Annotated in this window: 24 protein-coding genes; 16 read left to right on the top strand and 8 right to left on the bottom strand. The window is 73.9% G+C overall.

Going from position 1 to position 26,609, the window contains the following annotated elements; translation table 11 throughout:
* Positions 1-45: 45 nt before the first annotated feature.
* From ACH4TL_RS18270 to ACH4TL_RS18250, 5 genes are all read left to right on the top strand, one after another.
* Positions 46-864 (top strand): ABC transporter ATP-binding protein, encoded by an 819-nt coding sequence (locus ACH4TL_RS18270; protein ID WP_398315198.1) that lies wholly within the window; start codon positions 46-48, stop codon positions 862-864.
* Between the two features lie 78 nt (positions 865-942).
* Positions 943-1,854 carry a TIGR03621 family F420-dependent LLM class oxidoreductase gene (locus ACH4TL_RS18265; protein ID WP_398315197.1) on the top strand — a complete coding sequence of 304 codons (912 nt, stop codon included), beginning with the start codon at positions 943-945 and terminating at the stop codon, positions 1,852-1,854.
* A gap of 43 nt (positions 1,855-1,897) precedes the next feature.
* A complete protein-coding gene (locus ACH4TL_RS18260; RefSeq protein WP_398315195.1) occupies positions 1,898-2,323 on the top strand; it encodes a GNAT family N-acetyltransferase in 426 nt (141 codons plus the stop codon).
* Between the two features lie 104 nt (positions 2,324-2,427).
* Positions 2,428-3,813, top strand: coding sequence for a hemolysin family protein (locus tag ACH4TL_RS18255; protein WP_398315193.1), 1,386 nt, complete (start codon positions 2,428-2,430; stop codon positions 3,811-3,813).
* Positions 3,810-4,814, top strand: a complete 1,005-nt coding sequence (locus ACH4TL_RS18250) for a hemolysin family protein (RefSeq protein ID WP_398315191.1) — start codon at positions 3,810-3,812, stop codon at positions 4,812-4,814. The genes ACH4TL_RS18255 and ACH4TL_RS18250 overlap by 4 nt, the downstream gene beginning before the upstream one ends.
* Before the next feature lie 53 nt (positions 4,815-4,867).
* Here the strand turns inward: ACH4TL_RS18250 and ACH4TL_RS18245 are convergent, their stop codons facing one another.
* Together ACH4TL_RS18245 and ACH4TL_RS18240 are read right to left on the bottom strand one after the other, a co-directional pair.
* Positions 4,868-5,089 (bottom strand): hypothetical protein, encoded by a 222-nt coding sequence (locus ACH4TL_RS18245; RefSeq protein WP_039936516.1) that lies wholly within the window; start codon positions 5,087-5,089, stop codon positions 4,868-4,870.
* Between the two features lie 149 nt (positions 5,090-5,238).
* A complete protein-coding gene (locus ACH4TL_RS18240; protein ID WP_246097644.1) occupies positions 5,239-5,451 on the bottom strand; it encodes a hypothetical protein in 213 nt (70 codons plus the stop codon).
* 67 nt (positions 5,452-5,518) lie between these two features.
* Here ACH4TL_RS18240 and ACH4TL_RS18235 point away from each other — a divergent pair, with 67 nt between their 5' ends.
* From ACH4TL_RS18235 to mug, 3 genes are read left to right on the top strand one after another with little or no spacing between them, the layout of a single operon-like run.
* On the top strand, positions 5,519-6,289 hold the full coding sequence (locus ACH4TL_RS18235; RefSeq protein ID WP_398315189.1) for an SGNH/GDSL hydrolase family protein: 771 nt from the start codon (positions 5,519-5,521) through the stop codon (positions 6,287-6,289).
* Between the two features lie 60 nt (positions 6,290-6,349).
* Positions 6,350-7,783, top strand: a complete 1,434-nt coding sequence (purB, locus tag ACH4TL_RS18230) for an adenylosuccinate lyase (RefSeq protein ID WP_398315187.1) — start codon at positions 6,350-6,352, stop codon at positions 7,781-7,783.
* A 4-nt stretch (positions 7,784-7,787) separates the two neighbouring features.
* Positions 7,788-8,342, top strand: coding sequence for a G/U mismatch-specific DNA glycosylase (mug, locus tag ACH4TL_RS18225; protein WP_398315185.1), 555 nt, complete (start codon positions 7,788-7,790; stop codon positions 8,340-8,342).
* Between the two features lie 5 nt (positions 8,343-8,347).
* Here mug and ACH4TL_RS18220 read toward each other — a convergent pair whose 3' ends face one another.
* Positions 8,348-8,776, bottom strand: coding sequence for a hypothetical protein (locus ACH4TL_RS18220; RefSeq protein WP_398315183.1), 429 nt, complete (start codon positions 8,774-8,776; stop codon positions 8,348-8,350).
* A gap of 134 nt (positions 8,777-8,910) precedes the next feature.
* On the opposite strand from ACH4TL_RS18220, the gene ACH4TL_RS18215 reads away from it, so the two are divergent.
* On the top strand, positions 8,911-10,116 hold the full coding sequence (locus ACH4TL_RS18215; protein WP_398315181.1) for an ROK family protein: 1,206 nt from the start codon (positions 8,911-8,913) through the stop codon (positions 10,114-10,116).
* A gap of 63 nt (positions 10,117-10,179) precedes the next feature.
* On the opposite strand, the gene ACH4TL_RS18210 is transcribed toward ACH4TL_RS18215, so the two are convergent.
* The gene (locus ACH4TL_RS18210) at positions 10,180-10,923 is read right to left on the bottom strand and encodes a GntR family transcriptional regulator (protein ID WP_398315179.1); all 744 of its coding nucleotides are present in this window, start codon (positions 10,921-10,923) and stop codon (positions 10,180-10,182) included.
* A gap of 160 nt (positions 10,924-11,083) precedes the next feature.
* On the opposite strand from ACH4TL_RS18210, the gene ACH4TL_RS18205 reads away from it, so the two are divergent.
* From ACH4TL_RS18205 to ACH4TL_RS18175, 7 genes are all read left to right on the top strand, one after another.
* Entirely contained in the window at positions 11,084-11,830 is a 747-nt protein-coding gene (locus ACH4TL_RS18205) for an SDR family oxidoreductase (protein WP_398315177.1), read from the top strand.
* 221 nt (positions 11,831-12,051) lie between these two features.
* Positions 12,052-13,635: an alkaline phosphatase D family protein gene (locus ACH4TL_RS18200; protein WP_398315175.1), complete on the top strand. Its 1,584-nt coding sequence runs from the start codon at positions 12,052-12,054 to the stop codon at positions 13,633-13,635.
* Between the two features lie 60 nt (positions 13,636-13,695).
* Complete coding sequence (locus tag ACH4TL_RS18195) at positions 13,696-14,220, top strand: DUF1990 family protein (RefSeq protein ID WP_398315173.1); 525 nt, start codon at positions 13,696-13,698, stop codon at positions 14,218-14,220.
* 118 nt (positions 14,221-14,338) lie between these two features.
* Positions 14,339-15,628 (top strand): GNAT family N-acetyltransferase, encoded by a 1,290-nt coding sequence (locus tag ACH4TL_RS18190; protein WP_398315171.1) that lies wholly within the window; start codon positions 14,339-14,341, stop codon positions 15,626-15,628.
* A gap of 117 nt (positions 15,629-15,745) precedes the next feature.
* A complete protein-coding gene (locus ACH4TL_RS18185) occupies positions 15,746-17,428 on the top strand; it encodes a DUF885 domain-containing protein (RefSeq protein ID WP_398315169.1) in 1,683 nt (560 codons plus the stop codon).
* 67 nt (positions 17,429-17,495) lie between these two features.
* Positions 17,496-18,380 carry an ATP-grasp domain-containing protein gene (locus ACH4TL_RS18180; RefSeq protein ID WP_398315167.1) on the top strand — a complete coding sequence of 295 codons (885 nt, stop codon included), beginning with the start codon at positions 17,496-17,498 and terminating at the stop codon, positions 18,378-18,380.
* An 8-nt stretch (positions 18,381-18,388) separates the two neighbouring features.
* A complete protein-coding gene (locus ACH4TL_RS18175) occupies positions 18,389-18,982 on the top strand; it encodes a GNAT family N-acetyltransferase (protein ID WP_398315165.1) in 594 nt (197 codons plus the stop codon).
* 306 nt (positions 18,983-19,288) lie between these two features.
* Here the strand turns inward: ACH4TL_RS18175 and ACH4TL_RS18170 are convergent, their stop codons facing one another.
* The 4 genes from ACH4TL_RS18170 to ACH4TL_RS18155 form a co-directional block, all read right to left on the bottom strand.
* Positions 19,289-22,594, bottom strand: coding sequence for an AAA family ATPase (locus ACH4TL_RS18170; RefSeq protein WP_398315163.1), 3,306 nt, complete (start codon positions 22,592-22,594; stop codon positions 19,289-19,291).
* Positions 22,591-23,760: an exonuclease SbcCD subunit D gene (locus ACH4TL_RS18165; protein ID WP_398315161.1), complete on the bottom strand. Its 1,170-nt coding sequence runs from the start codon at positions 23,758-23,760 to the stop codon at positions 22,591-22,593. The genes ACH4TL_RS18170 and ACH4TL_RS18165 overlap by 4 nt, the downstream gene beginning before the upstream one ends.
* Positions 23,761-23,902: 142 nt before the next feature.
* Entirely contained in the window at positions 23,903-25,630 is a 1,728-nt protein-coding gene (locus tag ACH4TL_RS18160; protein WP_398316028.1) for a SulP family inorganic anion transporter, read from the bottom strand.
* A 281-nt stretch (positions 25,631-25,911) separates the two neighbouring features.
* Positions 25,912-26,514 carry a carbonic anhydrase gene (locus tag ACH4TL_RS18155; RefSeq protein ID WP_398316026.1) on the bottom strand — a complete coding sequence of 201 codons (603 nt, stop codon included), beginning with the start codon at positions 26,512-26,514 and terminating at the stop codon, positions 25,912-25,914.
* Positions 26,515-26,609 lie beyond the last annotated feature (95 nt).

The following is a 26,609-nucleotide window of genomic DNA, read 5'->3' as shown; positions in this document are numbered from 1 at the left end:
GGTCCCTACCATCGAGGGCAAAACGTTCCGACACGGGAGGCTTTTGTGTCCACACCGGCGGCAACGAAGACAGGCGGGCACGCGGAGGGCGGCGCCCGCCCGGCGGCCCGGGCCCGCGCCCTGACCAAGGCGTACGGCAGCGGCGAGACCGCCGTGATCGCCCTGGACGCGGTGGACGTGGAGATCGAGCGGGGCAGGTTCACCGCGGTGATGGGGCCGTCCGGCTCCGGCAAGTCCACGCTGATGCACTGCCTGGCGGGACTGGACACCGTCTCCTCGGGCCAGGTCTGGCTGGGCGACACCGAGATCACCGGGCTCGACGACCGCCGGCTGACCCAGCTGCGGCGGGACCGGATCGGCTTCATGTTCCAGTCGTTCAATCTGCTGCCCATCCTGAACGCGGCCGAGAACATCACCCTTCCGATGGACATCGCGGGCCAGAAGCCCGACCCGCAGTGGCTGGACCGGGTCATCGACACCCTCGGACTGCGGGACCGGCTGGGGCACCGGCCCGCGCAGCTGTCCGGCGGCCAGCAGCAGCGGGTGGCCTGCGCCCGGGCGCTGGCCTCCCGCCCCGAGCTGATCTTCGCGGACGAGCCGACCGGCAACCTGGACTCGCGGTCGGGTCTCGAGGTGCTGACGTTCCTGCGCGAGGCGGTGGACGAACTGGGCCAGACGGTGGTCATGGTGACCCATGACCCGAGCGCCGCCGCCCACTCCGACCTGGTGCTCTTCCTCGACGACGGCCGGATCGTGGACCGGATGGAGCGACCCACCGCCGACTCGGTGCTGGGCCGTATGCAGATCTTCACCCGGGGGTACGCGGGAGCCTCCGACGACCCCGTGGCGGACGCGAGCCACTGAGCGCTCCACCGACAACACAAGGCCGACCTATGAGGCCGTTCTCCTATAGATTCGGGCATACCCGGTCAAGGAGGGCTCATGGCGAGGCCGTTCCGTTTCGGCGTCAACCTGCTGGCGCTCGCATCGGCCCCGGCATGGCGCGAGAAGTGCCGTCGCGCCGACCAGTTGGGTTACGACGTGCTGCTGGTCCCCGACCATCTGGGCATGCCCGACCCGTTCACGGCGCTGGTGGCCGCGGCCGAGGCCACCGAGCGGCCGCGGCTCGGCACCTTCGTGCTCAACCTGGGCTTCTGGAACCCGGCCCTGCTGGCCCGCGCGGTGGCCACCTGCGACACGCTCACCGGCGGCCGGCTGGAGCTGGGCCTGGGGGCGGGGTACGTGAAGGCCGAACACGACAGCGCCGGGCTGCCGTTCGGGTCGCCGCGCGAGCGGGCGGACCATCTGGAGCACACCGTCCGTGAGCTGGAGCGGCTGCTGACCGACCCCGGGCAGCAGCCGCGGCCCGCGCAGACGCCGCGCCCGCCGCTGCTGCTGGGCGGCAACGGCGACCGGCTGCTGCGGACGGCCGCGCGCCATGCGCAGACGGCGGCCTTCACGGGCGCGGTCCCGGCGCCGGAGGGCGCACCAGGACCGGTGAAGCTGATCAGCCCGAAGGAGCTGGAGGAGCGGGTGGCGGCCTTCCGCCGCTTCGCCGCCGAAGCCGAGGCCGAGGCCGGGGCTGCCGGGGAGCCCGCTGAGCTGAACTATCTGATCCAGATGGTGGACAGCACCGATGACCGCCGCGCCAAGGCCCGCGAGTTCCAGCGTTACGCCCCCGACCTCACCGAGGACCAGCTGCTGGACCACCCCGCGCTGCTGCTGGGCGGCCCCGAGGACATGGCGAACCAGCTGCGGGCCCACCGCGAGCGCTTCGGCTTCTCGTACTTCACCGTGCTGGAGCACACCATGGAAGCCTTCGCCCCGGTGATCGAGGAGCTGCACGGCCACTGAAAACCCGGTCGCCCACGGTGCCGCCGGGTGATGGGATGCGGGCATGGATGATCTTCGAATACGGGCCGCCGGGCCCTCGGACATCGACGATGTGCTCGCGTTCTGGCAGGAGGCCGCGGAGGGCACCAGCATCAGCGACGACCGGGACGGGGTCGCCCGGCTGATCGCCCGGGACCCGGAGTCGCTGCTGCTGGCCGAGCGGGACGGGGCGCTCGCCGGGAGCGTCATCGCGGGCTTCGACGGCTGGCGCTGCCATCTGTACCGGCTCGCCGTCCACCCCGCCCACCGCCGCCGGGGCGTGGCGACCGCGCTGCTCACGGCGGCCGAGGAGCGGTTCGCGGCACTGGGCGGGCGGCGCGGGGACGCCATGGTGCTCGACGAGAACGCGCTCGCCCACCACGCGTGGAGCGCCGCCGGGTACGCCCGGGAGCCGCAGTGGAGCCGCTGGGTGAAGCCGCTGACGGCCTGACGTAAAGGCGTGGCCCTTTGCCGCGCCTTTACCATGAGAGTGCGCGGCGGCTCCCGTCGCGCACTCCTCCGGGCCCTGCCGGACCATGGGACGGAGGTGAACCGATGACCGAAGTCCTCCTCCTGGCCGTGGCGCTCCTGCTGGCGCTCGCGTGCGGTGGATTCGTGGCGGCGGAGTTCTCGCTGACCACGGTCGAGCGCAGCGAGCTGGAGCGGGCTGTGGAGCGCGGCGAACGCGGTGCGGAGAGCGCGCTGAAGGCCGTACGGAGCCTGACGTACCAGCTCTCCGGCGCCCAGCTCGGCATCACCGTCACCAACCTGGTCGTGGGCATGCTCGCCGAGCCGTCCATCGCCGTGCTGCTGAAGGGGCCGCTCACCGCGCTCGGGGTGCCGCCCTCCGCCGCCCCCTCGGTGGCCCTGGTCATCGGCACCGCCCTGTCGACGGTGGTGATGATGGTGGTCGGCGAGCTGGTCCCCAAGAACTGGGCGATCTCCCGACCGCTGCCCGTCGCCCGGGCGGTCGCCACCCCGCAGCGCGTGTTCAGCGCGGCCTTCGGCCCGCTCATCGCCCACCTCAACAACACCGCCAACCGCCTGGTGCGCCGGATGGGCGTGGAGCCCGCCGAGGAGCTGGCAGGGGCGCGCGGCCCGCAGGAGCTGATCGCGCTCGCCCGGCACTCGGCGAAGGAGGGCGCGCTGGAGGCGGACACCGCGGAGCTGTTCGTCCGCACCCTCAATCTGGGCGAGCTGACCGCGCAGAACGTGATGACGCCCCGGGTGCAGGTGATCGCGCTGGACGTACGGGCCACCGCCGAGGACGTCGCCAACGCGACCCGCGCCACCGGGCTGTCCCGCTTCCCCGTCCACCGCGACAGCCTGGACGCGGTGGCGGGCATCGTCCACATCAAGGACGTTCTCGCGGTCCCCGCCGAGGCGCGGCCGCGCCATCCGGTGTCCGAGCTGATGCACGAGGCCCCGCTCGTCCCCGAATCGCTCACCGTCGACCGGCTGCTGGACCGGCTGTCCGCCCGGCGCAGCATGGCCGTGGTCATCGACGAGTACGGCGGCACTGCCGGGGTCGTCACCCTGGAGGACATCGTCGAGGAGGTGGTCGGCGAGGTGCGCGACGAGCACGATCCGCACGAGACCCCCGGTCTGGCCCCGGCGGGCGAGGACGCCGGGGGCCGGGCGGTGTACGACGCGGACGGCGGCGCCCGGGTCGATCAGCTGGAGGAGATCGGGCTGCGGGTGCCCCCGGGTCCTTACGAGACGCTGGCCGGACTGATCGCGGCCGAGCTGGGCCGCATCCCCGTCGTGGGCGACACGGTGCGGCCGGAGGGCTGGCGGGTGGAGGTGGTGAAGGCGGCGGGCCACCGCGCCGCCCGGGTGCGGCTGCACGCCCCGCTCGCCCACGAAGGCGGCGAGGACCGGGCGCGGGACCGCGGCCGGGACCGGGGTGAGGGCCGGGGCCGGGGTGGGGCGGGCTCATGATCGCCGTCCAGCTGCTGATCGGCCTGCTGACGCTGGTCGCGAACGCGTTCTTCGTGAGCGCCGAGTTCGCCCTGATCTCGGTGCGGCGCAGCCAGATCGAGCCGTACGCCGAGCGGGGCGACCGCCGGGCGCGGGCCGTGCTGTGGGGGCTCGAACACGTCTCCGCGCTGCTGGCCGCCGCCCAGCTCGGCATCACGCTGTGCACGCTGGTGCTGGGCGCCGTCGCGGAACCGGCCATCGCGCATCTGCTGGAGCCGCTGTTCCACGCGGCCGGGCTGCCACTCGGGCTGGTCCATCCCGTCTCGTTCGTGATCGCGCTGAGCCTGGCGACGTATCTGCACATGCTGGTCGGCGAGATGGTGCCGAAGAACGTGGCGCTGGCCGAGCCGGTGCGCTCGGCGCTGCTGATGGGGCCGCCGCTGGTGGCGCTGGCACGGGCGCTGCGCCCGGTGATCTTCGCGGTCAACGAGCTGGCCAACGGACTGCTGAAGCTGATGCGGGTCGAGCCCAGGGGCGAGGTGGCGGCGACCTTCTCGGACGATGAACTCGCACGTATGGTCACGGACTCCAGTGAGGCCGGACTGCTGGACGACCGCGGCGCCGAGCGGCTGCGGGACGCGCTGGAGCTGGGCCGGCGGCCGGTGCGGGACGTGGTGCTGCCGATGGACCGGGTGGTCTCGGCGCGGATCGGGGTGACCCCCGAGGAGCTGGAGCGGATGTCGGCCGAAACCGGCTTCTCGCGCTTCCCCGTGATCGACGGCTCCGGCCGGATCCAGGGCTATCTGCATGTGAAGGACGCGCTGGACGCGCATCCGCGCGACGTTCCGTTCCGCCCCGAACAGCTGCGGCCGGTGGCCCGGGTGCGGTCGCAGACGCCGCTGGACGACGTGCTCACCGCGATGCGCGACAGCGGCACCCATCTGGCGCCCGTCATCGACGCGCAGGGGCGGCTGGAGGGGCTGGTCACGATGGAGGACGTGCTGCGCCTGCTGGTGGCGTGACGAGCCGACGCGGCGGGACGGCACGGAGTGACGGGGAGCGGCGGCCCGGTCCGTCACTGGTCCCGTCTGGACTCATGAGCGATGATGCACGCCTGCCAGTGCGCCAGCGCCTCCTCCCGTCCGCCGCCGCCCTCCTCGGCCACGGCCAGCAGCGCGTCGGCGGCCATCGCGGCGAGCCGGACGGCGACCCGGCACACGTCGCGCGTCTCCAGCGGCTCCAGCAGGGCCGCCGCGCCCTCACCGTCGTCGGCGAGGGCGGCGGCGACGATCGCCATCGTCGTACGGTCGCATTCAAAGGCATCCACGCGCACCAGACTGCCCTACTCCGCACCGTCCGGAACCCTGCTCCGCCCAACCGAGCGACCCGTATCCGGCCGCGCGCCGTCCCTGCCGCGGATTCCGGCCATCCGTGCGGAGCGGGCGCTCAGGGGCGGCGGCCGGGGCGGGCGCCCGCCGGGTCGTAGCGGAAGACCACGTATTCGACGTGCCCGATCACCTTCGTGCGGTCGGTGCGCCGGTACAGCTCGGGCGGCCGGAAGATGTTGTCGTCGTAGATGTCCGCGCCGGGTTCGAGGTTCCAGCTCGCCGTCGTGCCGTTCCGGGCTCCGCCCTCGAAATAGATGTGGGTCATCGCCATGCGGCTCATCATGCGCGCGCCACGGCCGCCGCGCAGCCCGCGTGCACCGGATAAGATCGCCCGAGCCATGCAGACGAACACCACCTATACGAGCTTTGTCGCCGTCGGCGACTCCTTCACCGAGGGCATGTCGGACGCCCTCCCGGACGGCGGCTACCGCGGCTGGGCGGATCTGCTCGCCGCCCGGCTGGCGGCCCGCACCCCCGGCTTCCGCTACGCCAATCTCGCGGTGCGCGGGAAGCTGATCGGCCAGATCGTGGACGAGCAGACGGGCCCGGCCGCCGCGATGGGCGCCGACCTGGTCACGCTGGTCGGCGGCGGGAACGACGTCCTGCGTCCGAAATGCGACATCGGACGAGTGTGCGGACTCCTGGAGGAGGCCGCCGGGCGGCTCGCGCCCAGCTGCAAGCAGCTGGTGCTGATGCGCAGCCCCGGGCGCCGCGGGCCGGTGTTCGAGCGGTTCCAGCCGCGGATGGAGCGGCTGTTCTCCTTCGTGGACGAGCTGGCCGTACGGCATGACGCGATCGTCGTGGACGTGTTCGCCTCCGAGGCGGTCGGCGACCCGCGGATGTGGGCGGACGACCGGCTCCACCTCAACACCGAGGGGCACCGCCGGGTCGCCGAGGCCGTCTGGCAGGCGCTCGGCCACGAGCCGGAGGAGGACTGGGACGCACCGCTGCCGCCCCCGGTCCGCCCCGGCTGGGTGGCCCGCCGCACCTCGGACGCCCGGTTCGCCCGCGAACACCTCGGCCCGTGGATCGCCCGGCGGCTGACGGGCCGTTCCTCAGGAGATGGCCGGGCTCCCAAGCGGGCCGAACTGCTGCCGTACGAGGGCTGACCGGGGCAGAACCCCGGCCACCGGTCTGGCCTGGGGATACGCCCAGTAGACTCTGTGCACGTGACTGGTAAGCCGCGCATTCCGAACGTCCTGGCCGGCCGCTACGCCTCCGCGGAGCTGGCCGTCCTGTGGTCCCCCGAGTACAAGGTGACGCTGGAGCGGCGGCTGTGGCTCGCCGTGCTGCGTGCCCAGAAGGACCTGGGCATCGAGGTGCCGGACGCCGCCCTCGCCGACTACGAGCGGGTCCTGGAGGATGTCGACCTCGCCTCGATCGCCGAGCGCGAGAAGGTCACCCGGCACGATGTGAAGGCCCGTATCGAGGAGTTCAACGCCCTCGCCGGTCATGAGCACGTCCACAAGGGCATGACCTCCCGTGATCTGACCGAGAACGTCGAGCAGCTGCAGATCCGGCTCTCGCTGGAGCTGGTGCGGGACCGTACGGTCGCCGTGCTGGCCCGGCTCGGCAAGCTGGCCGCCGACCACGCAGAGCTGGTGATGGCGGGCCGCTCGCACAACGTGGCCGCGCAGGCCACCACCCTCGGCAAGCGCTTCGCGACCGCGGCGGACGAGCTGCTGGTGGCGTACGGGCGGCTGGAGGAGCTGCTGGGCCGCTATCCGCTGCGCGGCATCAAGGGCCCGGTCGGCACCGCGCAGGACATGCTGGACCTGCTCGGCGGCGACGCCCAGAAGCTGGCCGAGCTGGAGCGGCGGATCGCCGGTCACCTGGGCTTCGCGCAGGCGTTCACCTCGGTCGGCCAGGTCTACCCGCGCTCGCTGGACTACGAGGTCGTCACCGCCCTGGTGCAGCTGGCCGCGGCCCCGTCCTCGCTGGCCAAGACGGTCCGGCTGATGGCCGGGCACGAGCTGGTGACCGAGGGCTTCAAGCCGGGCCAGGTCGGCTCGTCCGCGATGCCGCACAAGATGAACACCCGCTCCTGCGAGCGCGTCAACGGCCTCGCCGTGATCCTGCGCGGCTACGCCTCGATGACCGGCGAGCTGGCGGGCGACCAGTGGAACGAGGGCGATGTGTCCTGCTCGGTGGTGCGCCGGGTCGCGCTGCCGGACGCGTTCTTCGCCTTCGACGGGCTGCTGGAGACCTTCCTGACCGTGCTCGACGAGTTCGGCGCGTTCCCCGCCGTCGTCGCCCGGGAGCTGGACCGCTACCTGCCCTTCCTCGCCACCACCAAGGTGCTGATGGGCGCCGTGCGGGCCGGGGTGGGCCGCGAGATCGCCCATGAGGCGATCAAGGAGCACGCGGTCGCCGCCGCCCTCGCGATGCGCGAGCAGGGCGCCGAGCGCAACGAGCTGCTCGACTCCCTCGCCGCCGACGAGCGGATTCCGCTGGACCTGGCGGCGCTGGAGGCGCTGATGGCCGACAAGCTGTCCTTCACGGGCGCGGCCGCCGACCAGGTCGGCACGGTCGTCGGCCGGATCGAGGAGATCGTCAAGCAGCACCCCGAGGCCGCGGCGTACGCCCCGGGCTCGATCCTCTGACGCCGTGCCGCCGACCCCCGACGAGCTGGAGGCCGCCCGCGACCGCATCGTGCCCGATGTGGTCGGGGACGGTCTGCGGGTCCTCTTCTGCGGGATCAACCCCGGGCTGATGACCGCCGCGACCGGCCACCACTTCGCCCGCCCCGGCAACCGGTTCTGGCCCGTCCTGCACGCGTCGGGGTTCACCCCGCGGCAGCTCCACCCCTCCGAACAGGGCGAACTGCCGTCGTACGGCCTGGGCATCACCAATGTGGTCGCCCGGGCCAGTGCGCGTGCCGACGAGCTGACCCACGAGGAGTACCGGGAGGGCGGCCGGATACTGGAGGAGAAGGTCCGCCGCCTGCGGCCGCGCTGGCTCGCGGTGGCGGGCGTCACCGCCTACCGGGTCGCGTTCGGCGACAAGCGGGCGGCGATCGGCCCGCAGGAGCGGACGATCGGGGACACCCGCATCTGGGCCCTGCCCAACCCCAGCGGGCTCAACGCGCATTGGACGGCGGCGGCGATGGCCGAGGAGTACGCCCGGCTGCGCGCCGCCGCGTGGGCGGAGGACGGCGCCTGACGGCGTCAGCCGTCGTCGTCCCCGTCGTCCTCACCTATCACCACCACCAGCTGGAACGGCAGCTCACGGTCGCCCTGTCCCACGCCGATCCCGACCCAGCGGCCGTCCACGCGCCAGACGTGCAGCTCGGGCACATAGCCGCACAGGGCGTCGAGCGGCGGCGCAACCGGCTCCCCCATCGCCGAGCGCTCCAGGGTGTCGCCGAGGTCGAGGACGCGCGGGGCGCCCCACCGTAAGGTCAGCACCTGGATCAGGACGCTCAGCTCGGCCTCGAACTCCTCCAGCACCTCCTCCACCCGGGTCAGATCCGCGTCCCAGAAGTCCTCGCTCACCCGGAGGTCGGCGACATGGAACCCCGCGCCGCGGCGCTGCGCCGGGAAGTCCCGGGCGCGCAGGGCGTCGATCGTGGCCAGGTGGTCCGCCGTACTGGTCATGTCATCAGTAAACAGCCCCGGACCGACATCTGGCCGCCCGTCAGATGGCAAGGTGTGCAGGGGTCCGCGGGTGGCTCGCCGTGCACGCCGCCAGCGGATACGATCCGGCACACACGCACTGGAGGGGGGCCGACGTGGGGCGGCTGACCGGTGGGGATCCGTCCCTGCTGCGGCGCATCAACTCCGCCGTGGTGCTCCAGGCGCTGCGCGCCGCGACCGCTTCCGCTTCGCCTGACGCCCCGGAGGGCGGCCCCGGCTGCGCGTCCCTCACCGATCTCACCCTGGCCACCGGGCTGTCCCGGCCCACGGTCGAGGGCGTGGTCGACGGGCTGATCGACAGCGGGCTCGCGGCGGAGGTGCCCGCCGAGGAGGGCGGGGTCCGCCGCCAGGGCCGCCCCGCGCGCCGCTTCCGCTTCCGCGCCGAGGCCGGGCATCTGCTGGGCATCGAGATAGGGGCGCACCGGGTCGCCGCCCTGCTGTCCGATCTGGACGGGCGCGCGCTCGGCAGGGCGGTGCGCGAGGTGTCCGAGAAGGCGACGGCGGACGAGCGGCTGGAGCGGGTGCGGACCGCCGCCGCGGAACTGCTCGGGCGCACCGGGGTCGAGCCCCAGTCGCTGCGGGCGGTCGGGGTGGGCAGCCCCGGCATCGTGGAGGCCGACGGCACGGTCCATCTGTGCACCGCCCTGCCGGGCTGGACGGGCCTGCCGCTCGGCGAGCATCTGCGGCGCTCCTTCCAGTGCCCGGTGCTGGTGGAGAACGACGCGAACGCCGCGGCCGTGGCCGAGCACTGGAGGGGCGCCGCGACCGGTTCGGACGATGTGGTCTTCGTGCTGGCCGGGTTGAGCCCCGGCGCCGGATCGCTGATCGGCGGGCGGCTGCACCGCGGCTACGGCGGCGCCGCCGGGGAGATCGGCGCGCTGCATCTGCTGGGCCGCGAGGCCAGCCCGGAAGAGGTGCTGTCCACCACCGGCGAACCGCTGAACCCGCTGGACGAGGCGCAGGTCGTACGGGTCTTCGCGCTCGCCAGGAACGGGGACGTCCGGGCGCGCGCGGCCGTGGACCGCTTCGTCCGGCGGCTGGTGCACGACACGGCGGCCCTGGTGCTGGCGCTCGACCCGGAGGTGGTCGTGGTGGGCGGCTGGGCCGCGGGTCTGGACGGCATGCTGGACCCGCTCCGCGACGAGCTGGCCCGCTACTGTCTGCGCCCGCCGCAGGTCACCCAGTCGCTGCTGGGCGAGGACGCGGTGACGACGGGCGCGCTGCGGCTGGCGCTGGACCATGTGGAGGCGGAGCTTTTCGCGGTGGACGGCACGGTCACCGCGCGCCGCGCCGCCCGCTGAGGCTCTTGCGGTGCCGCCCGCGGGCTTCGAGGCCCGCGGACGTGGCCCGGATCAGCCCGCCGGTCAGCCCGCCAGCAGCTCGACGCCGCTCGGGTCGCCGAAGGTGAGACGGCAGGTGTCGGCGCGGTAGGTGGCCACGGCGACCGCCACGGTGCGGTGGTCCGCGACGTAGCGGGTGGTCACGATGAGGACGGGGGCACCGGGCAGCCGGTCCAGCTCCTTGGCGTCGTCCGCCCGGGCCGACCCCAGCTCCACCGACTGCTCCCGCCCCTCCAGCTTCAACCGGCCCAGCTCGCGCAAGACGGCACGGGCCCGGGACAGCCCGCTGGGGGTGTCGATGGCGGCGAGGCCGGGCACGGACGCGGCCGGTACGTACAGCAGCTCGGCGGCGAGCGGCTGGCCCTGGCTCACCCGGGTGCGCCGCACCTGGTGCACGGGCGCGTCGGGCTCGGTGTCCAGGAGCCGCACGATCGCGGCGGGCGGCACCGCCTCGACGCTGTCGACGCAGGCCCAGGCGTCCTCGCCCGCCTCCGTCCAGGTGTGGGTGTAGTCCCCGACGGCCACGCCGACGCGCGGCGGGGCGACGGTGGTGCCGACACCGCGGCGGCGCTGAAGCCTGCCCTCCAGCTCCAGCTGTTCCAGGGCCTGCCGGAGGGTGGCGCGGGCGACGCCGAAGCGGGCGGCCAGCTCACGTTCGTTGGGCAGGATCTCCCCGACCGCGAACTCCGAGTCGAGCGCGTCGCTGAGCACCGTCTTCAAATGCCAGTATTTCGGCTCCGGTACCGAGTCGAGCTGTGAGGTCCCCACCCTGATCTCCCCCTGCTTCTTTATGCGTGCTTATTTATTAAACATTGTTGCAGTATCAATGCGACCATAGGGCGGGGGCCACCCTTGGTCAAGACCAATGCACGATCAGCTATCGTCGGTGATCATTCCATCGGGGCAAAACGGGGCGGGAGCTGAGGCAGTGGACCAGATCACCGTGGTGACGGGCGGCAGTCGGGGCATCGGGGCGGCGGTCGCGGTGCGGCTGGCCCGTGCCGGGCACAGCGTCGCCATCGGCTACGAGCAGGCCCGGGAGGCCGCCGAGCGGTGCGCGGAGCAGGTGCGCGCCGAGGGGGTGCGGGCCGCCGTCGTGCAGGCCGACACCAGCGTCGAGGAGCAGGTCGAGGCGATGTTCGACGCGGTGCGGGAGGAGCTGGGCCCGATCACCGGGCTGGTCAACAACGCCGGGGTCACCGGGCCGTTGGGCCGCTTCACCGAGACGTCGCCCGAGGTGATGCGGCGGGTCGTGGACGTCAATGTGACCGGCGCCCTGCTGTGCGCGCGGCGCGCCGCGCGCGAGATGTCCACCCGCCACGGCGGTCGCGGCGGCGCCATCGTCAACATCTCCTCCGGTGCGGCGACGACCGGCAGCCCCGGGGAGTACGTGCACTACGCGGCCAGCAAGGCGGCCGTGGACGCGATGACGGTGGGCCTGTCGAAGGAGCTGGCGGCGGAGGGGGTCCGGGTCAACTCGGTCCAGCCGGGCATGACGCTGACCGACATCCACGCGCAGATGGGCGACCCGGAGCGGCCGTGGCGGAATCGGGACCGGGTGCCGATGCGGCGGCCGGGCGAGCCGGAGGAGATCGCGGGCGCGGTGGCGTGGCTGCTCTCCCCCGAGGCGTCGTACACGACGGGCGCCGTGCTGCGGGTGGCGGGCGGGCTGTAGGCCCTTGGGCGCGTCCGACGCTCGGGTAACCCCGTTCTTCCGGCTGGGGGAACCTCCCAGCGGTAGCTGGGGGCGCCCCGGCGGGGGCACCTCCCAGCGGTAGCCGGGGAGAACCGAGCCTCAAAAAAGGGCGCTGTTCACTGCGCGTTCGGGAATGAGGCACCTCGCACCGATAGCAACAGACCGGCACAGCTGTTCTACGAGTAACGGGAGGCTCCACCATGGCGAGGGAATCCGGCAGAGGCATCGGGCGGCGGACGGTACTTCAGGGCTCCGCGGCCGCGTCCGCGGCGCTGGCACTGCCCGCCGCCGCGTCGGGCGTGGCGTCGGCGGCGCCCGCGCAGGCGCTCTCGGGCCGCCCCGGCGCCCGGTGGGGCGTGCAGACGGGGGATGTGACGACGTCGTCGGGGCTGGTGTGGGTGCGCTCCGACCGCCCGGCCCGGATGATCGTGGAGACCTCCGCGACGGAGTCCTTCACGCGTCCGCGCCGCTGGCAGGGGCCGCTCCTCGGGCCCGGCACCGACTTCACCGGCCGCACCGCGCTGCACGGGCTGCCGTCCGGCAGCCAGGTGCACTACCGGGTGCTGCTCGCCGACCCGGAGGACCCGCGGCGCACCGGTGAGCCGGTGTACGGGACGTTCCGTACGGTGCCGGAGCGCCGCGAGGGTGTGCGCTTCGTCTGGTCGGGCGACCTGGCGGGGCAGGGCTGGGGCATCGACCAGGACCGCGGCGGCTACCGCGTCTTCGAGGAGATGCGCCGCCGCAACCCGGACTTCTTCCTGTGCAGCGGCGACAACATCTACGCCGACGGCCCGCTGACCGAGACCGTCAAGCTCCCCGACGGCTCGACCTGGCGCAACATCATGACGCCGGAGAAGTCCAAGGTCGCCGAGACCCTCGACGAGTACCGCGGCAACTTCCGCTACAACCTGCTGGACGCCAATCTGCGCCGGTTCCACGCCGAGGTGCCCACCATCACCCAGTGGGACGACCACGAGGTCCTGAACAACTGGTACCCGGGCGAGATCCTGGCCGACGACCGCTACACCGAGAAGAACGTGAACGTGCTGGCGTCCCACGCCCGGCAGGCGTTCGCCGAGTACTTCCCGATCAGCACGCTGCGGCCGGACGCCAGCGGCCGGGTGTACCGGGTGCAGCACCACGGCCCGCTGCTGGACGTCTTCGTGCTGGACTGCCGTACGTACCGGGACGCCAACTCGCCCGGCCGCCAGCCGGAGGACACCCAGGGCATCCTGGGCGCCGAGCAGCTGACGTGGCTGAAGCGGGAGCTGTCGCGGTCGCGGGCGGTGTGGAAGGTCATCGCCTGCGACATGCCGCTGGGGCTGGTGGTCCCGGACGGGACGAGCGACTTCGAGGCGGTGGCGCAGGGCGACCCGGGCGCCCCGCTCGGCCGTGAGCTCCAGCTGGCGGAGCTGCTCCGGTACATCAAGCACCAGAAGATCACCGGCACGGTGTGGCTGACGGCGGACGTCCACTACACCTCGGCGCAGCACTACGACCCGTCGCGGGCGGCGTTCAAGGACTTCGCGCCGTTCTGGGAGTTCGTGACCGGCCCGATCAACGCGGGCTCGTTCCCGGCGGTGAAGCTGGACGGCACGTTCGGCCCGGAGCAGCCGTATCTCAAGGCGCCGGACCGGGCGAACGTCTCGCCCGCCGAGGGCTACCAGTTCTACGGCGAGGTCGAGATCGACGGCGACAGCGGCGAGCTGACGGTCCGGCTGCTGGAGATCGGCGGCAAGGTGCTGTACACCAAGGCACTCAAGCCGGGCCTGGTCGGCCAGTAGTCCCACGGGTCACGGTACGCGTCCCCGGCGGAGCCTCCGGGGACGCGTACCGTACGGCCCATGACCTCCTCCGTTCCGCCCTCCCGCCTCACCTATCCGGAGGTGGGCGCCACCCGGCGCGATCCGCTGCCCGCCGGGTACGGCCATCTGCGGGTGCGGACCCGGATCGGGACGGGCCAGGCGGTGTTCGAGGCCGCCGGGCGCGCGGTCCTGGACTGGCGGATGCACCGGGCGGTCGGTGTCACGGTCAGCGCGCGGGGGCCCGCCGCCGAGGGGCGGACGGTCGTGGTGGGGCTGGGCGCCGGGCCGCTGCGGCTGCGCGCGCCGTGCGAGGTGGTGTGGACGGTGGCGGACGCGACGGCCGCCGGCTTCGCGTACGGGACGCTGCCGGGCCATCCGGAGCGCGGCGAGGAGTCGTTCGTGGTGAGCCTGGAGCGGGACGGCTCGGTGTGGCTGACGGTCACGGCGTTCAGCCGCCCGGCGGTACGGTTGACCCGGGCGGCGGCGCCGCTGGTGCCGTACTTCCAGCGGGCGTACGCGCGGCGCTGCGGGCGGGTATTGCGGCGGCTGGCGGCCGGGGAATAGGTAATCCCTCATCTTTTCAATCTCGGACAAAACGAGCTTCTCCGATCAGATGCACACTTAACCCATAGGTCACAGAGCGTTTGTGATCACGCAACACCGTTGCGCGAGGCTGTTTTCCATGACCCCTCGAGCGACACACGACCACGGCCCCACCCCACCGCCCCGCGACCGCTGGCGGCTGCCCGCCTGGTGGCGCCGACTACACGGCCACGCCCCGCCGGTGGCGGAATCCTCACCGGAGCCCGTGGACCCGTCGCGGACCGGCGCGGCCGGGACCGCGGGCGCCCCGGAGAGCACACAGCCCACCGATGACCACGACGCCGCCACCACGCTGTGGCGGATGAGGACGACCGTACGGGACGAGCCGGGCACCCTGGCCGCGCTGTGCGGGGCGCTCGCCGGTCACCGGGTCGACATCCTGTCGTTGCAGACCCATCCGCTGGCCGAGGGGACCGTGGACGAGTTCCTGCTGCGCGCCCCCGCCGCCGTGACCGTCGACGACCTGAAGGGCGCGATCGCCGCCGGGGGCGGCGGCGACACCTGGATCGAGCGCGCCGACACCCACGATCTGGTGGACGCCCCGACCCGGGTGCTGACGCTGGCGACCCGTACCGCGCTGGACGGCGCCGAACTTCCGCTCGCGCTGCGCCAGTTGCTCGGCCGCTGCACCATCCACTCGCTTCCGGCCACCTCGCTCGGCAGCCGTCCGCTCCAGGACGCGCCGCCGGTCGAAGGGGTGCTGGAGGAGACCGTGATGCGGCTGCGGGACGCCTCCGGCGGGGCGCTCACCATCGAGCGGCCCCATCTGCCGTTCACCCCGACCGAGTTCGCGCGCGCCCGCGCGCTGGTCGAGCTGGACTCCCGGCTCGGGCCACGGCTGCCGCACCGCCGCGATGTGCTGACCCTCCCCGAGGGCAACGAGGTCACCGTGCGCCGGGCCGACACCCGGGACCTGGCCGCGGCCCGCGCGATGCACCAGCGGTGCTCGCCCGCCACCCTCGGGCTGCGCTACCACGGCCCGGTCGGCGACGCCGACCGTTATCTGGACCATCTGCTCAGCCCCCGCTTCGGCCGCACCCTCGCCGCGTACACCGCCTCCGGGCGGCTGGTCGCGCTCGGCCATCTGCTGTGGGACGGCGACGAGACCGAGGTCGCGCTGATCGTCGAGGACGCGTGGCAGCGCCGCGGCATCGGCGGGGAGTTGCTGCGGCGGCTGATCGCGATGGCCGCCGAGACGGGCAGCGGATGCGTCTACGCGGTCACCCAGTCGGCCAACACCGGGATGGTCGCGGCGATGCGCGCGCTCAGGCTGCCGCTGGACTACCAGATCGAGCAGGGCACGCTCGTGGTCACCGCCCAGCTCACCCCGGCGCAGGTGCCCGCACCGGCCCCGCACGGCGGCCACTGAGCGCCCGGGGCCGTCGTCCGACCGTCGTGACAGCCCGCCGCGGGCCCGGGGGCGCGGCGGGTGCGGCGCGGCCCGGCGCGGATGACGCCGTGCCCCCCGCCGTACGAGGATGGCCCCATGTCCGATTCCAAGAACGCTCCGCTGCCCCGCCAGGTCGCCGACGCCTACGTCGACGCCCTCATCGAACTCGACCCGATCACCGGCACCTACCTGGGCGTTCCCGAGAGCGCACGCCGACTGCCCGACTTCTCCCCCGCGGGCTCCGAGGCCGCCGCCGAGCTGGCGCGCGCCACCCTGGACCGGCTGGCCGAGGCCGAGGCGCGGCCCGGTGGGGACAGCGACGCCGAGCGGCGCTGCGGACGGCTGCTGCGGGAGCGGCTGACCGCCGACCTCGCCGTGCACGAGGCCGATGAGCCGCTGCGCGCGATCAGCAATCTGCACTCCCCGCTGCACTCGGTGCGCAGCGTCTTCACCGTGATGCCGACCGCCACCGACGAGGACTGGTCGGCGATCGCGGCCCGGCTGCGCGCCGTACCCGGGGCGCTGGAGGGCTACCGCGCCTCGCTCGCCGAGGGGCTGCGGCGCGAGCTGCCCGCGGGCCCCCGGCAGGTGGCCACGGTCCTCGGGCAGCTGGACGAGTGGATCGGCACCGAGCGCAGCTGGTTCGCCGACTTCACCGCCGAGGGCCCGGAGGCGCTGCGCACCGAGCTGGCCGAGGCCGCGGCCGTCGCCACCGAGGCGCTGGTCGCCCTCCGCGACTGGCTGCGCGATGTCTACGGACCGGGCGTCGAGGGTGCCCCGGAGGTGGTGGGGCGCGAGCGCTACCAGCGCTGGGCCCGGATGTGGAACGGCACCGATCTGGATCTGGACGAGGCGTACGCGTACGGCTGGTCCGAATACCACCGCATCCACGCCGAGATGCGCACCGAGGCGGAGAAGATCCTGCCCGGCTCCACCCCGTGGGAGGCGCTGCGCCACCTTGACGAGCACGGCGCGCACATCGAGGGCGTCGAGGAGACCCGGGTCTGGCTCCAGGGGCTGATGGACGAGGCCATCGAGCAGCTGGACGGCACCCACTTCGACCTCGCCGAGCGGGTCAAGCGGGTCGAGTCGATGATCGCCCCGCCGGGCAGCGCGGCCGCCCCGTACTACACCCAGCCGTCGGTGGACTTCTCCCGCCCCGGCCGCACCTGGCTGCCCACCATGGGCGAGACCCGCTTCCCCGTCTACGACCTGGTCTCGACCTGGTACCACGAGGGCGTCCCCGGCCACCATCTCCAGCTCGCCCAGTGGGCGCACGTCGCCGACCGGCTCTCCCGCTACCAGGCCACGGTCGGCATGGTCAGCGCCAACGCCGAGGGCTGGGCGCTGTACGCGGAGCGGCTGATGGACGAGCTGGGCTACCTGACCGACCCCGAGCGGCGGCTCGGCTACCTCGACGCGCAGATGATGCGGGCGCTGCGGGTGATCGTCGACATCGGCATGCACCTGGAGCTGGAGATCCCCGGCCACTCCCCCTTCCACCCCGGTGAGCGCTGGACGCCGGAGCTGGCGCGGGAGTTCTTCGGGCAGCACTGCGGCCGCCCCGCGGACTTCCTCGACAGCGAGCTGGTCCGCTACCTCGGCATGCCGGGCCAGGCCATCGGCTACAAGCTCGGCGAGCGGGCCTGGCTGACCGGGCGGGAGGCCGCCCGCAAGGCGCACGGCGACGCCTTCGACGCCAAGAAGTGGCACATGGCGGCGCTGTCCCAGGGGTCGCTGGGCCTGGACGACCTGGTGACGGAGCTGTCCGCGCTCTGACGGGCCGGGAACCGGGCGGCCGGAACGGTGTTGTGCCCCGGCCGCCCCGGTTCCTATCGTCCGTCTCATGCGTCCCGTGTTCCTGTTCTCCCGCGATCCGCTGGCGCCGCGCCGCGTCGACCCCGAGTTCGCCGACGAGGCCCGGGCCGTGCGGGCGACCGGGGCGGTGGTCGCCCTGGTCGACCACGAGGCCCTGACCTCCGGGGACGCGGCGGGCGCGGTGCGCGCGGTACCGCGGGGCGAGCGCGGCGCCGGGCCCGTCTGGTACCGCGGCTGGATGCTGCCCGCCGGGCGGTACGCCGAACTGTCCGCCGCCCTCGCCGACCGCGGCCACACCCTGCTCACCTCGCCCGAGCGGTACCGCACCGCGCATGAACTCCCCGGCTGGTACGACGTCTTCGCCCCGCTGACGCCGCGCAGCGCCTGGCTGCCGCTGCCGCCCGGGCGGGCGGTGGCGCCGGACGAGCTGGCGCGGCTCGCCGCGCGGCTCGGCGGCGCGGGCCCGGCGGTGGTGAAGGACTGGGTCAAGTCCCGCAAGCACGAGTGGTCCGAGGCGTGTTACGTCCCCGACCTCGCCGACACCGCCCGGCTGGCGTCGGTCGTCGCCCGCTTCGTGGAGTTCCAGGGCGACCACCTCACCGGGGGTGTGGTGCTGCGCGTCTACGAGCCGTACCAGCCGGTGGGCGAGGCCCGGGTCTGGTGGCTCGACGGCGAACCCGCCCTCATAGGCCCCCACCCCGACACGCCCGGCCAGGCCCCCGCCCCGGATCTGTCCGAGGTGGCCCCCGCCGTCCGGCAGCTGGCCTGCCGCTTCATCACCACGGACCTCGCCCTCCACGAGGACGGCCGCTGGCGCGTGGTCGAGGCCGGAGACGGCCAGGTCAGCGGCCTGCCCCGGACCACCGATGCCAAGCCCCTGTTCACCGCCCTCACGACGGCCGCCGCGCGCTAGGGGGTGTCTTGCCGAGTACAGTCGCGCTGGGCCGCGCGAATCCGCGCCGCGCCCCGGCGGAGGAGGGGCCCCACGTGGCGTACCAGCAGGCGCACGAGAACGGCCGGTTCGTGCTGTGGAACCGCCGGGTGACGCTGCGCGAGCACACCCCCCGGGACGCGGCCGTCGTCGCCGACGGCAAGCCCGGCGACCTGAACTGGATCGACGGCGTCCCCGGCGAGGCGTCGATCGGCGCCGCCGCGATGACCAGCCGTGCCGCGGCTGCGGGGTACCACCGCTCCCCCTGGGGCATCTTCGCCATCCTGCGTGCCGAGGACGGCGTCGCCCTCGGCAGCATCGGCTTCCACGGCCCGCCCGACCCCGACGAGGGCGAGGTGGAGGTCGGCTACGACCTGTCCCACTCGGCGCGCGGCGCGGGCTGGGCGACCGGTGCGCTGCGGCTGCTGATGGAGTGGACCGCGGAGCAGCCGGAGGTCCACACCGTCATCGCGACCACCGAGCCGTGGAACATCCCCTCCCAGCGGGTGCTGCTCCGAGCGGACTTCTCACGCGAGGCGGACCGCGGCGACCTGCACCTCTATCGCCACGCTCCCTTGGGCTGACCGGGCCGGAGCCGCCGACGCCCGCGGTGACCGGGCCAGGGCCCGGGGCCGCCGCTCACGGCGCGGCCGCGCTGGGTGGCCGCCCCATCGCGCGCGCCGGGGCTCACGCCGGGCGGTGCACACCACGACGCACACCGGGGTCCCGGGGCCTCACCCGGCGACGCACACCGCCGGTGCAAGCCCCCCGCAGCGCTCACGTCGGGGGGCTCACCCCGCGACGCGCACCAGGACGCCCGCCCGGGCATTCACCCACGACGCACACAGGCGACTCAGGGCGCACACCCCAGCGCCCTCGCCACCCGGCGCTCACCCGAGCGCGGGGGCCGCGGTGCGGTGGCGGACCGTCGATCCCTCGCGGCCCTTCACCACCTCCAGCCGTGCCGGGATCCGCTGGCGCAGATCCGCGACGTGGCTGACGATGCCGACCGTACGGTCCCGTTCGCGCAGCGAGTCCAGGACGTCCAGAACCTCGTCCAGGGTCTGTTCGTCCAGGCTGCCGAAGCCCTCGTCGATGAAGAGCGTGTCCAGCCGGACCCCGCCCGCCTCGTCGGTGACGACATCGGCGAGCCCGAGCGCGAGGGACAGCGAGGCGAAGAAGGTCTCGCCGCCGGAGAGGGTGGCGGTGTCGCGCTCGCGGCCCGTCCAGGCGTCGATGACGTGCAGCCCGAGCCCCGAGCGGCCACGGCCGCCCGACCGGGCGTCGGAGTGCACCAGCGTGTAGCGCCCGGAGGACATGTGCCGCAGCCGCGCGCTGGCCGCGGCCGCGACCTGCTCCAGCCGCGCGGCCAGCACATACGCCTCCAGCCGCATCCGCCGCTCGTTGTCGGCTGAGGTGCCCGCGGCGAGGGTGGCGAGGCGGGCGATCCGGTCGTACTCCTCGCGCAGCGGGGCGAGCCGCCGGGCGTCCTCGACGGCCTGTGCTGACAGTCCGTCCAGTTCCTGGCAGCGGGTACGGGCCGCCGCGTCGGCCGCCGAGGCGTCGCGCAGGGCGCGGGTGGCCGCGTCCGCGGCGGCCCGGGCGCCCGCGAGGTCGGCGGGCGGCTCCTGCGCCGCGGCGGCGAGCCGGGGATCGGCCAGCTCGGCCGCGACGGCCGCCGCCTCCGTCTGCCACTGCTCCAGCCGGTGTTGCGCCTCGCGCCGCCGGTCCGCGGGGAGTACGGCCTCGGCCGCGGCCTCCGGTGTGTCGAAGCCCGCGCCGTACGCCGCGTCGGCGAGCTGTGCGTCGGCCTCCTTCAGCCGCCGGGCTGCGGCCTCCGCGTCGCGTACCGCCTCGGCCGTCCGCGCCAGCAGCGCGGCCTGCCGCTCCAGCCGGTCCGCGCGGTCGGCCACCGTGGCGTCCCCGCCGCGGGCCTCCTCCAGCTCGGCCTGCAGCCCGGCCCGCTCCCGGGCCAGCGCCTCGCGGTGCGACGTACGGGCCGCCGAACGCCGCTCCGCCTCCTGCCGCTGGGCCAGCCGCCGGGCGTGCTCGCCCTCGGCCCGGTCGAGGGCCGCGCGGGCGTCGTGCCCGTCGGCGGCCGCGTCGCGGGCCTCGGCGCACGCGGCGCGCAGCTCGGCCAGGGCATGGTCCAGCGCCTCCACCGCGCCGCCGTCCGCCCCGGCCTCCGCGCCCGCCAGCGCCTCCTTCAGCCGCTGCGAACGGCGCTCGGCCTCCTCGCGGCCCGCCTCGGCCCGCTGATACTCCTCCAGCGCGGCCTCCTCCGCCCTGCGGTCCACATGCCCCGCTCCCGGGCGCGCCGGGCTCGGGTGCTCGCAGCCCCCGCACACCGCGCACGGCTCCCCAGGGCGCAGCCCGGCCGCCAGCTCGGCGGCGATCCCGCGCAGCCGCCGGTCCTTGAGGTCCAGCCAGCTCTCCCGGGCGGCGCCCGCCCGCTCCCGGCACCGCAACAGCTCCTCCCGCGCCGCCTCCGCCAGCGCGGCGAGCCGGTCGCGCTCGCGGGCGGCGTCGAGCCGCCGCTCGGCGGGCTCGATCCGGGCGCCGAGCTGTTCGGCGCGGGTGGCGGCCTCCTGCGCGGCCTCGATACGCGCCTGATGGGCGAGGCGCGCCGACTCCCAACCGGCGAGCCAGGCGGCGGCCTCCTCGACGGCCTCGTCGTCGGCCCGCGCCTCGCGGTCCAGCTCGGCGATCTCCGTGGCCACGGCCCGTGCCCGGGCCTCGCCCCGCCGAGCCGCCGCCAACGCCCCCACCTCCCCCCGCACCCACCGCTCGGCCCGAGCCAACACCTCGGCCCCGGCCTCGGCCAGCGGCCCACCGTCGCCCTCCCGCTCGGCGACGTCCTGGCGCGGTCCTGAGGTGTCCTCCCCACCGGCGGCCCCCGTGCCCCGCTGGGCACGCGGCTCGCCGGACGGCTGGGCCTCACGCGGGGGCGGTACCGCCCCCGCGGCTCCTGGCGGGCCTGCCGGACCACCCCGCCCAGGGGCGCACTCGTGCGCCTCGGACCCGTCGTCCTCATGCGCGCCACGTGCCGGTGCGTCGCCCGGCGAGCGCGGGGCCGGGAGGTGGGCGGCGTCGAGAGCGTCCAGGGCCGGGTCGGTGGCCAGGTGGGTGCGAGCCTGGCGTTCGGTGGTGGTGGCTTGGTGGTGGGCCTGGGCCGCGGTGGTGCGGAGGTGGAGCGCGGGGGCCACGGCGTCGGCGGCTCGGGCGCGCTCCAAGAGGGCGTGCAGCCGCTCGCGTTCGGCCCGGCGCAGCTCCAGGTCGTCCGCGCGGCGCCGCGCGTCGGCGTGGCGGCGCTGGAGTTCGGCGCGCTCCCTCTCCGTGTCGGCCGCCCGCCGGGCGGCCTCGTGCAGGGCCTCGGTGCCGCGCAGCGCGGAGGCCGCGATGTCCCGGCGTTCGCGGGCGCCCGCGCGGGCGAGGGCGGCCCACTCCAGGACGGCGTCGGCCAGACCGGGGGCTCCGGCGGCGGCCTCGGGGAGCGGGTGGGCGTCCAGTTCGGCGGAGCGGCCCGCGGCCTGGGCCATGCGGTGGGCGAGTGCGAGGAGCCGTTCGTCGCCGCCGATGACGCGCTTCTCGGCGGCCCGCCGCAGCTCGGCGAGCCGTTCCTCGACGGCGGCGAAGCGGCCGGTGTCGAAGAGCTTGCCCAGCAGCTTGGCCCGGGCCGGTTCGTCCGCGCGGAGGAAGCGGGCGAAGTCGCCCTGCGGCAACAGCACCACCTGGCAGAACTGATCCCTGCTCATGCCCAGCAGCTGTTCGATCTCCGCGCCGATCTCCTGGTGCGAGCGGCTGAGCGCCTTCCAGGTGCGGGAGTCGGCGTCGTACTCCCGCAAGTGGCTCTGCGCCTTCTCGCGGGTCACGCCCGTGCCCCGCTTCTTGGGGCGGGGCTGCTCGGGGCGGCGGGTGATCTCCAAACGGCGTTCGCCGACGGTGAGTTCGAGGACGACCTCCGTCGGGGTCAGCGGCTCGGCGTGGTCGCTGCGCAGGGAGAGCCCGCTGCCCTGCCGGGCGCCGGGGACCTGCCCGTACAGGCCGTAGCAGACGGCGTCGAGGACGGACGTCTTGCCCGCGCCGGTGGGCCCGTGCAGCAGGAAGAGCCCGGCGGCGGACAGCTCGTCGAAGTCGACCGCCTGAGTGGCCCCGAAGGGGCCGAAGGCGGTGACGGTCAGCCGGTGGAGCCTCATCGCGGGTCCTCCCCTTCCGTCCGCACGTCCTCGAAGGCGTCGCCGAGCAGCACGGACTCACGGCCGTCCGGGCCCCGCCCGCCCCGTACGTGGGCCACGAAGTCCTCGGCGATCTCCCGGTCGGTCCGGCCGCGCAGCCGCTGCGCGTACGAGGCGAGCGGGTCGTCGGGAGGCCGCTCCGGGTCGAAGACCAGGCTGAGGACGTGCGGGAAGCGCGCCGCGAGCCGGGCCATCGGTTCGTACGGACGCACCGGGTCGGTCAGTGTCGCCTCGACCCACGCCGCCTCGTGGCGGGCGAGGTCCGGGTCGGCGAGCAGGTCGTCGAGGTGGCCGCGGAGGCGGGCCAGCGGGCGCGGTACGGGGCAGTCGACGCGCTCGGCGGCGCCGATCGCGCCGTCGGCACCGGCGGCGTCCAGGTCCACGAGCCACATGGACTTGCGGTGCGCGGCCTCGGAGAAGGAGTACGCGAGCGGCGAGCCGGAGTAGCGGATCCGCTCGGTGAGGGTCTGACAGCCGTGCAGATGCCCGAGCGCCACATAGTCGACGCCGTCGAAGACATCGGCGGGGACGGAGGCGACGCCGCCGACCGTGATGTCCCGTTCGCTGTCGCTGACCGCGCCGCCGGTGACGAAGGCGTGGGCGAGGACGACGGACCGGGTGCCGGGCGGCCGGGCGGCGAGGTCGGCGCGCACCCGGTCCATGGCAGCGCCGAGGACGGCCGGGTGGCCCGCCGCCGGGGCGTCAAGCGTCTCGCGCACCAGGCCGGGTTCGAGGTACGGCAGCCCGTAGAAGGCCACGTCGCCGTGGCGGTCGGCGAGCACGACGGGGGTGCCGCATCCGGCGGGGTCGGTGCGCAGATGGATCCCGGCCCGCTCGATGAGCCCGGCGCCGACGCCCAGCCGCCGCGGGGAGTCATGGTTGCCGGAGATCATGACGGTCGGCACGCCGAGGCCGGCGAGCCGGTGCAGGGCGTCGTCGAACAGCTCGACGGCGGCGAGCGGCGGTACGGCCCGGTCGTAGACGTCGCCCGCGACGAGGACGGCGTCCACCTCCCGCTCCCGCACGGTCGCGATGAGGTGGTCGAGGAACTCCCGCTGCGCCGCGAGCAGGCTCACGCGGTGGAAGGACCGTCCGAGGTGCCAGTCGGAGGTGTGCAGAATTCTCAACGATCGACTCCGGCCCGCACGTTCGTCCTTCCTCCACCCCATTGGTCAGCAACGCGCCCGTACCGGATCAGCGCTACGGGCACCGACCACGTTAACCGTGATCGGTGCCCGGGTTCGCACGGACCTCGCTTTTGTACCCGTGTTACCTGCGCGTCTCGCCCCAGCGGTGGTCGTCGAAGAGGTCGACGCCCTCGGGGTAGCCGGTGCCGTAGCCCGTGCCGTACGCGTGCTGGTGACCGTCGTGGTAACCGTCGTGGTGGCTGTCGTAGTGATCCTCCACCGGGCTGGGGTCGAGGTAGTACCACTCGGCCGTGGGGCCGGGACCGGCGGACGGCTCGGCCGTCGTCTCCGGCTGCTGCGGCGCGGACTCCTTCTCCTTGGCCGCCGCCTTCGCCTTCGGCACCTCGAGTTCGTTCGGCATCAGCAGTTCCACCCGGACCCCCGGGGTGGCCCGCTTCTGGGCGACGAACTCCTCGACCTGGTTGCGGCAGGCGTGGTCCAGATGCGTGACGCCCATCAGATCGAGCCGGATCCGCTGCTTCCCGGAGCCGCCGGCGGCCTCGAGCGCGTCGATGAGGTTCGGCAGCCGCAGGAAGGTGGCGTTGCCCTTCATGACGACCTTGGCGCTGTCGCCCTCGATGGTGTGCTCGACGGAGGTCTGCGACATCCGCAGCGCGGCCAGCACGATTCCGGCCGCGAGCCCGATCAGCACCCCTTCCAGCAGGGCGGTGGCGACGATGGCGAGCGTGGTGGCGGTCATCACGAAGAACTCGCCGCGGTCCTGGTGCCACATCTTCGGGAACTGCTCGGGGGCGAGCAGCTTCCAGCCGCTGTGGACGAGGACACCGGCCAGCACCGAGATCGGGATCAGGGCGAGCACGCTGGGCAGCAGCAGGGCGAAGCCGAGCAGCCACAGGCCGTGCAGCGTGCGGGAGAGCCGGGTCTTGGCGCCGGACTGGACGTTGGCCGAGCTGCGGGCGACGACGGCGGTCATGGGGAGCGAGCCGAGGAGGCCGCAGATCGTGTTGCCCGCGCCCTGGGCGATCAGCTCGCTGTTGTACTGGGTGCGCTTGCCGTCGTGCATCCGGTCCACGGCGGCGGCCGTGAACAGGCTCTCCGCCGAGGCGATGACGGTGAAGGTGACGATGGCGGTGAGGATCGCGGGGTCGGCGAGCCCGGCGAACTGCTCGGGGCCCGGGACCTGGATGGCGGCCAGCAGATTGCCGACCTGGAGCGTCTTCACCTCCACGCCGGGGAGCGCGGCGATCCCGATGCCGAGGCCGACGGCGACCAGCGCGGCCGGGATCTTGTTGACGGGCGCCGGCACCTTCTTCCAGACGAAGCTGAGGACGACCGTGGCGATGCCGAGCCCGGCGGCGATGGCCGCCTGCGGGTTCGCCAGGGTGTCGGCGACGAGCCCGGGGAAGGCGAGCATGTTCTCGATGGGCGTGCCGGGGGCCTTGTTGTCGGCCAGCGGATACGACTGGCTGACCATCAGCGGCAGGCCGATTCCGGCGAGCATGCCCTGCACGACGGCGACGGAGGTGGCCTGGAACATCCGGCCGAGGCGGATCAGCCCCAGTAGGATCTGGAGGATTCCGGCGCCCAGCACGATCACGCCGAGCATGGCGATGCCCTGTGCCTCCACCGTCTCGGCGACGAGCGCGGCGAGCCCGGCGGCGGGCCCGCTCACCTGGAGGGTGCTGCCCGGGGTCATGCCGACGACGAGGCCGCCGATGACGCCGGTGATGATGCCGAGTTCGGCGGGGGCGCCGGAGGCGACGGCGACGCCGATGCACAGCGGCAGGGCCACCAGGAAGACGACGAGCGAGGCGCTGATCTCGGTACCGAGGTTGGCCCCGGCGAACATGCCGCCCTTGGGCGCACGCCCGTTGGCGTCGCGTCCGCCGGGACCTGCGGCACCCGCGCGGGGGTGGGGTGCCGCCCCGGTGGCGGGACCAGCACCGGCCCCGCCACCGGGAGTCTTAACCATCCCTTTTATCGGCTCGAAGGTTTCCGTAGCCGGACCGATCCCGTCATCAGGAGCATGCGGTGGGGCGTGGGCCGGACTTTGGGCGGGCCAGTCGTCGACGTATATCGACGGCCCGGCAGCACCCGTGGGGGCGCGGCCTCGCGCATGGCGTCCGGTCGTCATGGGTGCACCCGGAAGTCGCCGTCCGCTTCGAGTTCCCACAACTCGGCGCTGTCGACCTGATAGAACCAGCCGTGCAGCCGCAGTTGGTCATTCTCCAGCCGGCGCCGGGCGGAGGGATATTCCTTGAGCGCGTCCAGTTGATTACGGACATTCAGCTGAGCCAATTCCCTCATGCACGGATCCTCTTCGGTGGAACCGAGCTTGGGGGTCAGTCCGGGCCGGGCGACATCGAGCCAGGCGCCGACCCCGGGCATCTGGGACAGGTCCGCCCCGGAGGCCAGCGCCCCCATGGCGCCGCAGTGCGAATGGCCGCAGACGATGACGTCCTTGACGCCCAGCACCTCCAGCGCGTATTCGATGGTGGCGGCCTCGCCGGAGACCAGATGCATTCCGTGCGGCGGCACGATGTTTCCCGCGTTGCGCAGCTCGAAAATCTCACCGGGCCGGGCCCCCGTGATGAGCGCGGGAATGACGCGGGAATCCGAGCAGGTGATGAACAGGGCCTGCGGGGATTGACCGTCCGCCAGTTTCCGATAGGCGCCGCTGTCGAAATCGGCACGGCGCCGGAATGAGCGGGCGTGTTCGAGCAGAGTCTGCATCATGCCTCCCTGACGGGTGATTGCCATGAGATGCATTCACCGTAGGGAGGCATGGGTCAGGTGAGTGCTAAACGAACACTAGAGCATGGCAAGTT

Origin of the sequence: Streptomyces sp. NPDC021115 (assembly GCF_044333065.1) — a bacterium.
In the GTDB taxonomy this organism is placed as follows: domain Bacteria; phylum Actinomycetota; class Actinomycetes; order Streptomycetales; family Streptomycetaceae; genus Streptomyces.
Note: the sequence above shows the minus strand (reverse complement) of the source record. Positions and strands in the feature narration are given on the sequence as shown.

Bases quoted from the DNA above. Each gene is read 5' to 3' on its own strand.
- ACH4TL_RS18170 (WP_398315163.1), bottom strand. From the start codon at position 22,594: ATGAGGCTCCACCGGCTGACCGTCACCGCCTTCGGCCCCTTCGGGGCC.
- ACH4TL_RS18195 (WP_398315173.1), top strand. From the start codon at position 13,696: ATGACCTCCTCCGTTCCGCCCTCCCGCCTCACCTATCCGGAGGTGGGC.
- ACH4TL_RS18185 (WP_398315169.1), top strand. From the start codon at position 15,746: ATGTCCGATTCCAAGAACGCTCCGCTGCCCCGCCAGGTCGCCGACGCC.
- ACH4TL_RS18265 (WP_398315197.1), top strand. From the start codon at position 943: ATGGCGAGGCCGTTCCGTTTCGGCGTCAACCTGCTGGCGCTCGCATCG.
- ACH4TL_RS18190 (WP_398315171.1), top strand. From the start codon at position 14,339: ATGACCCCTCGAGCGACACACGACCACGGCCCCACCCCACCGCCCCGC.
- ACH4TL_RS18260 (WP_398315195.1), top strand. From the start codon at position 1,898: ATGGATGATCTTCGAATACGGGCCGCCGGGCCCTCGGACATCGACGAT.
- ACH4TL_RS18160 (WP_398316028.1), bottom strand. From the start codon at position 25,630: ATGTTCGCCGGGGCCAACCTCGGTACCGAGATCAGCGCCTCGCTCGTC.
- ACH4TL_RS18245 (WP_039936516.1), bottom strand. From the start codon at position 5,089: ATGGCGATCGTCGCCGCCGCCCTCGCCGACGACGGTGAGGGCGCGGCG.
- ACH4TL_RS18220 (WP_398315183.1), bottom strand. From the start codon at position 8,776: ATGACCAGTACGGCGGACCACCTGGCCACGATCGACGCCCTGCGCGCC.
- ACH4TL_RS18200 (WP_398315175.1), top strand. From the start codon at position 12,052: ATGGCGAGGGAATCCGGCAGAGGCATCGGGCGGCGGACGGTACTTCAG.
- ACH4TL_RS18255 (WP_398315193.1), top strand. From the start codon at position 2,428: ATGACCGAAGTCCTCCTCCTGGCCGTGGCGCTCCTGCTGGCGCTCGCG.
- ACH4TL_RS18155 (WP_398316026.1), bottom strand. From the start codon at position 26,514: ATGCAGACTCTGCTCGAACACGCCCGCTCATTCCGGCGCCGTGCCGAT.
- ACH4TL_RS18240 (WP_246097644.1), bottom strand. From the start codon at position 5,451: ATGGCGATGACCCACATCTATTTCGAGGGCGGAGCCCGGAACGGCACG.
- ACH4TL_RS18250 (WP_398315191.1), top strand. From the start codon at position 3,810: ATGATCGCCGTCCAGCTGCTGATCGGCCTGCTGACGCTGGTCGCGAAC.
- ACH4TL_RS18180 (WP_398315167.1), top strand. From the start codon at position 17,496: ATGCGTCCCGTGTTCCTGTTCTCCCGCGATCCGCTGGCGCCGCGCCGC.
- ACH4TL_RS18235 (WP_398315189.1), top strand. From the start codon at position 5,519: ATGCAGACGAACACCACCTATACGAGCTTTGTCGCCGTCGGCGACTCC.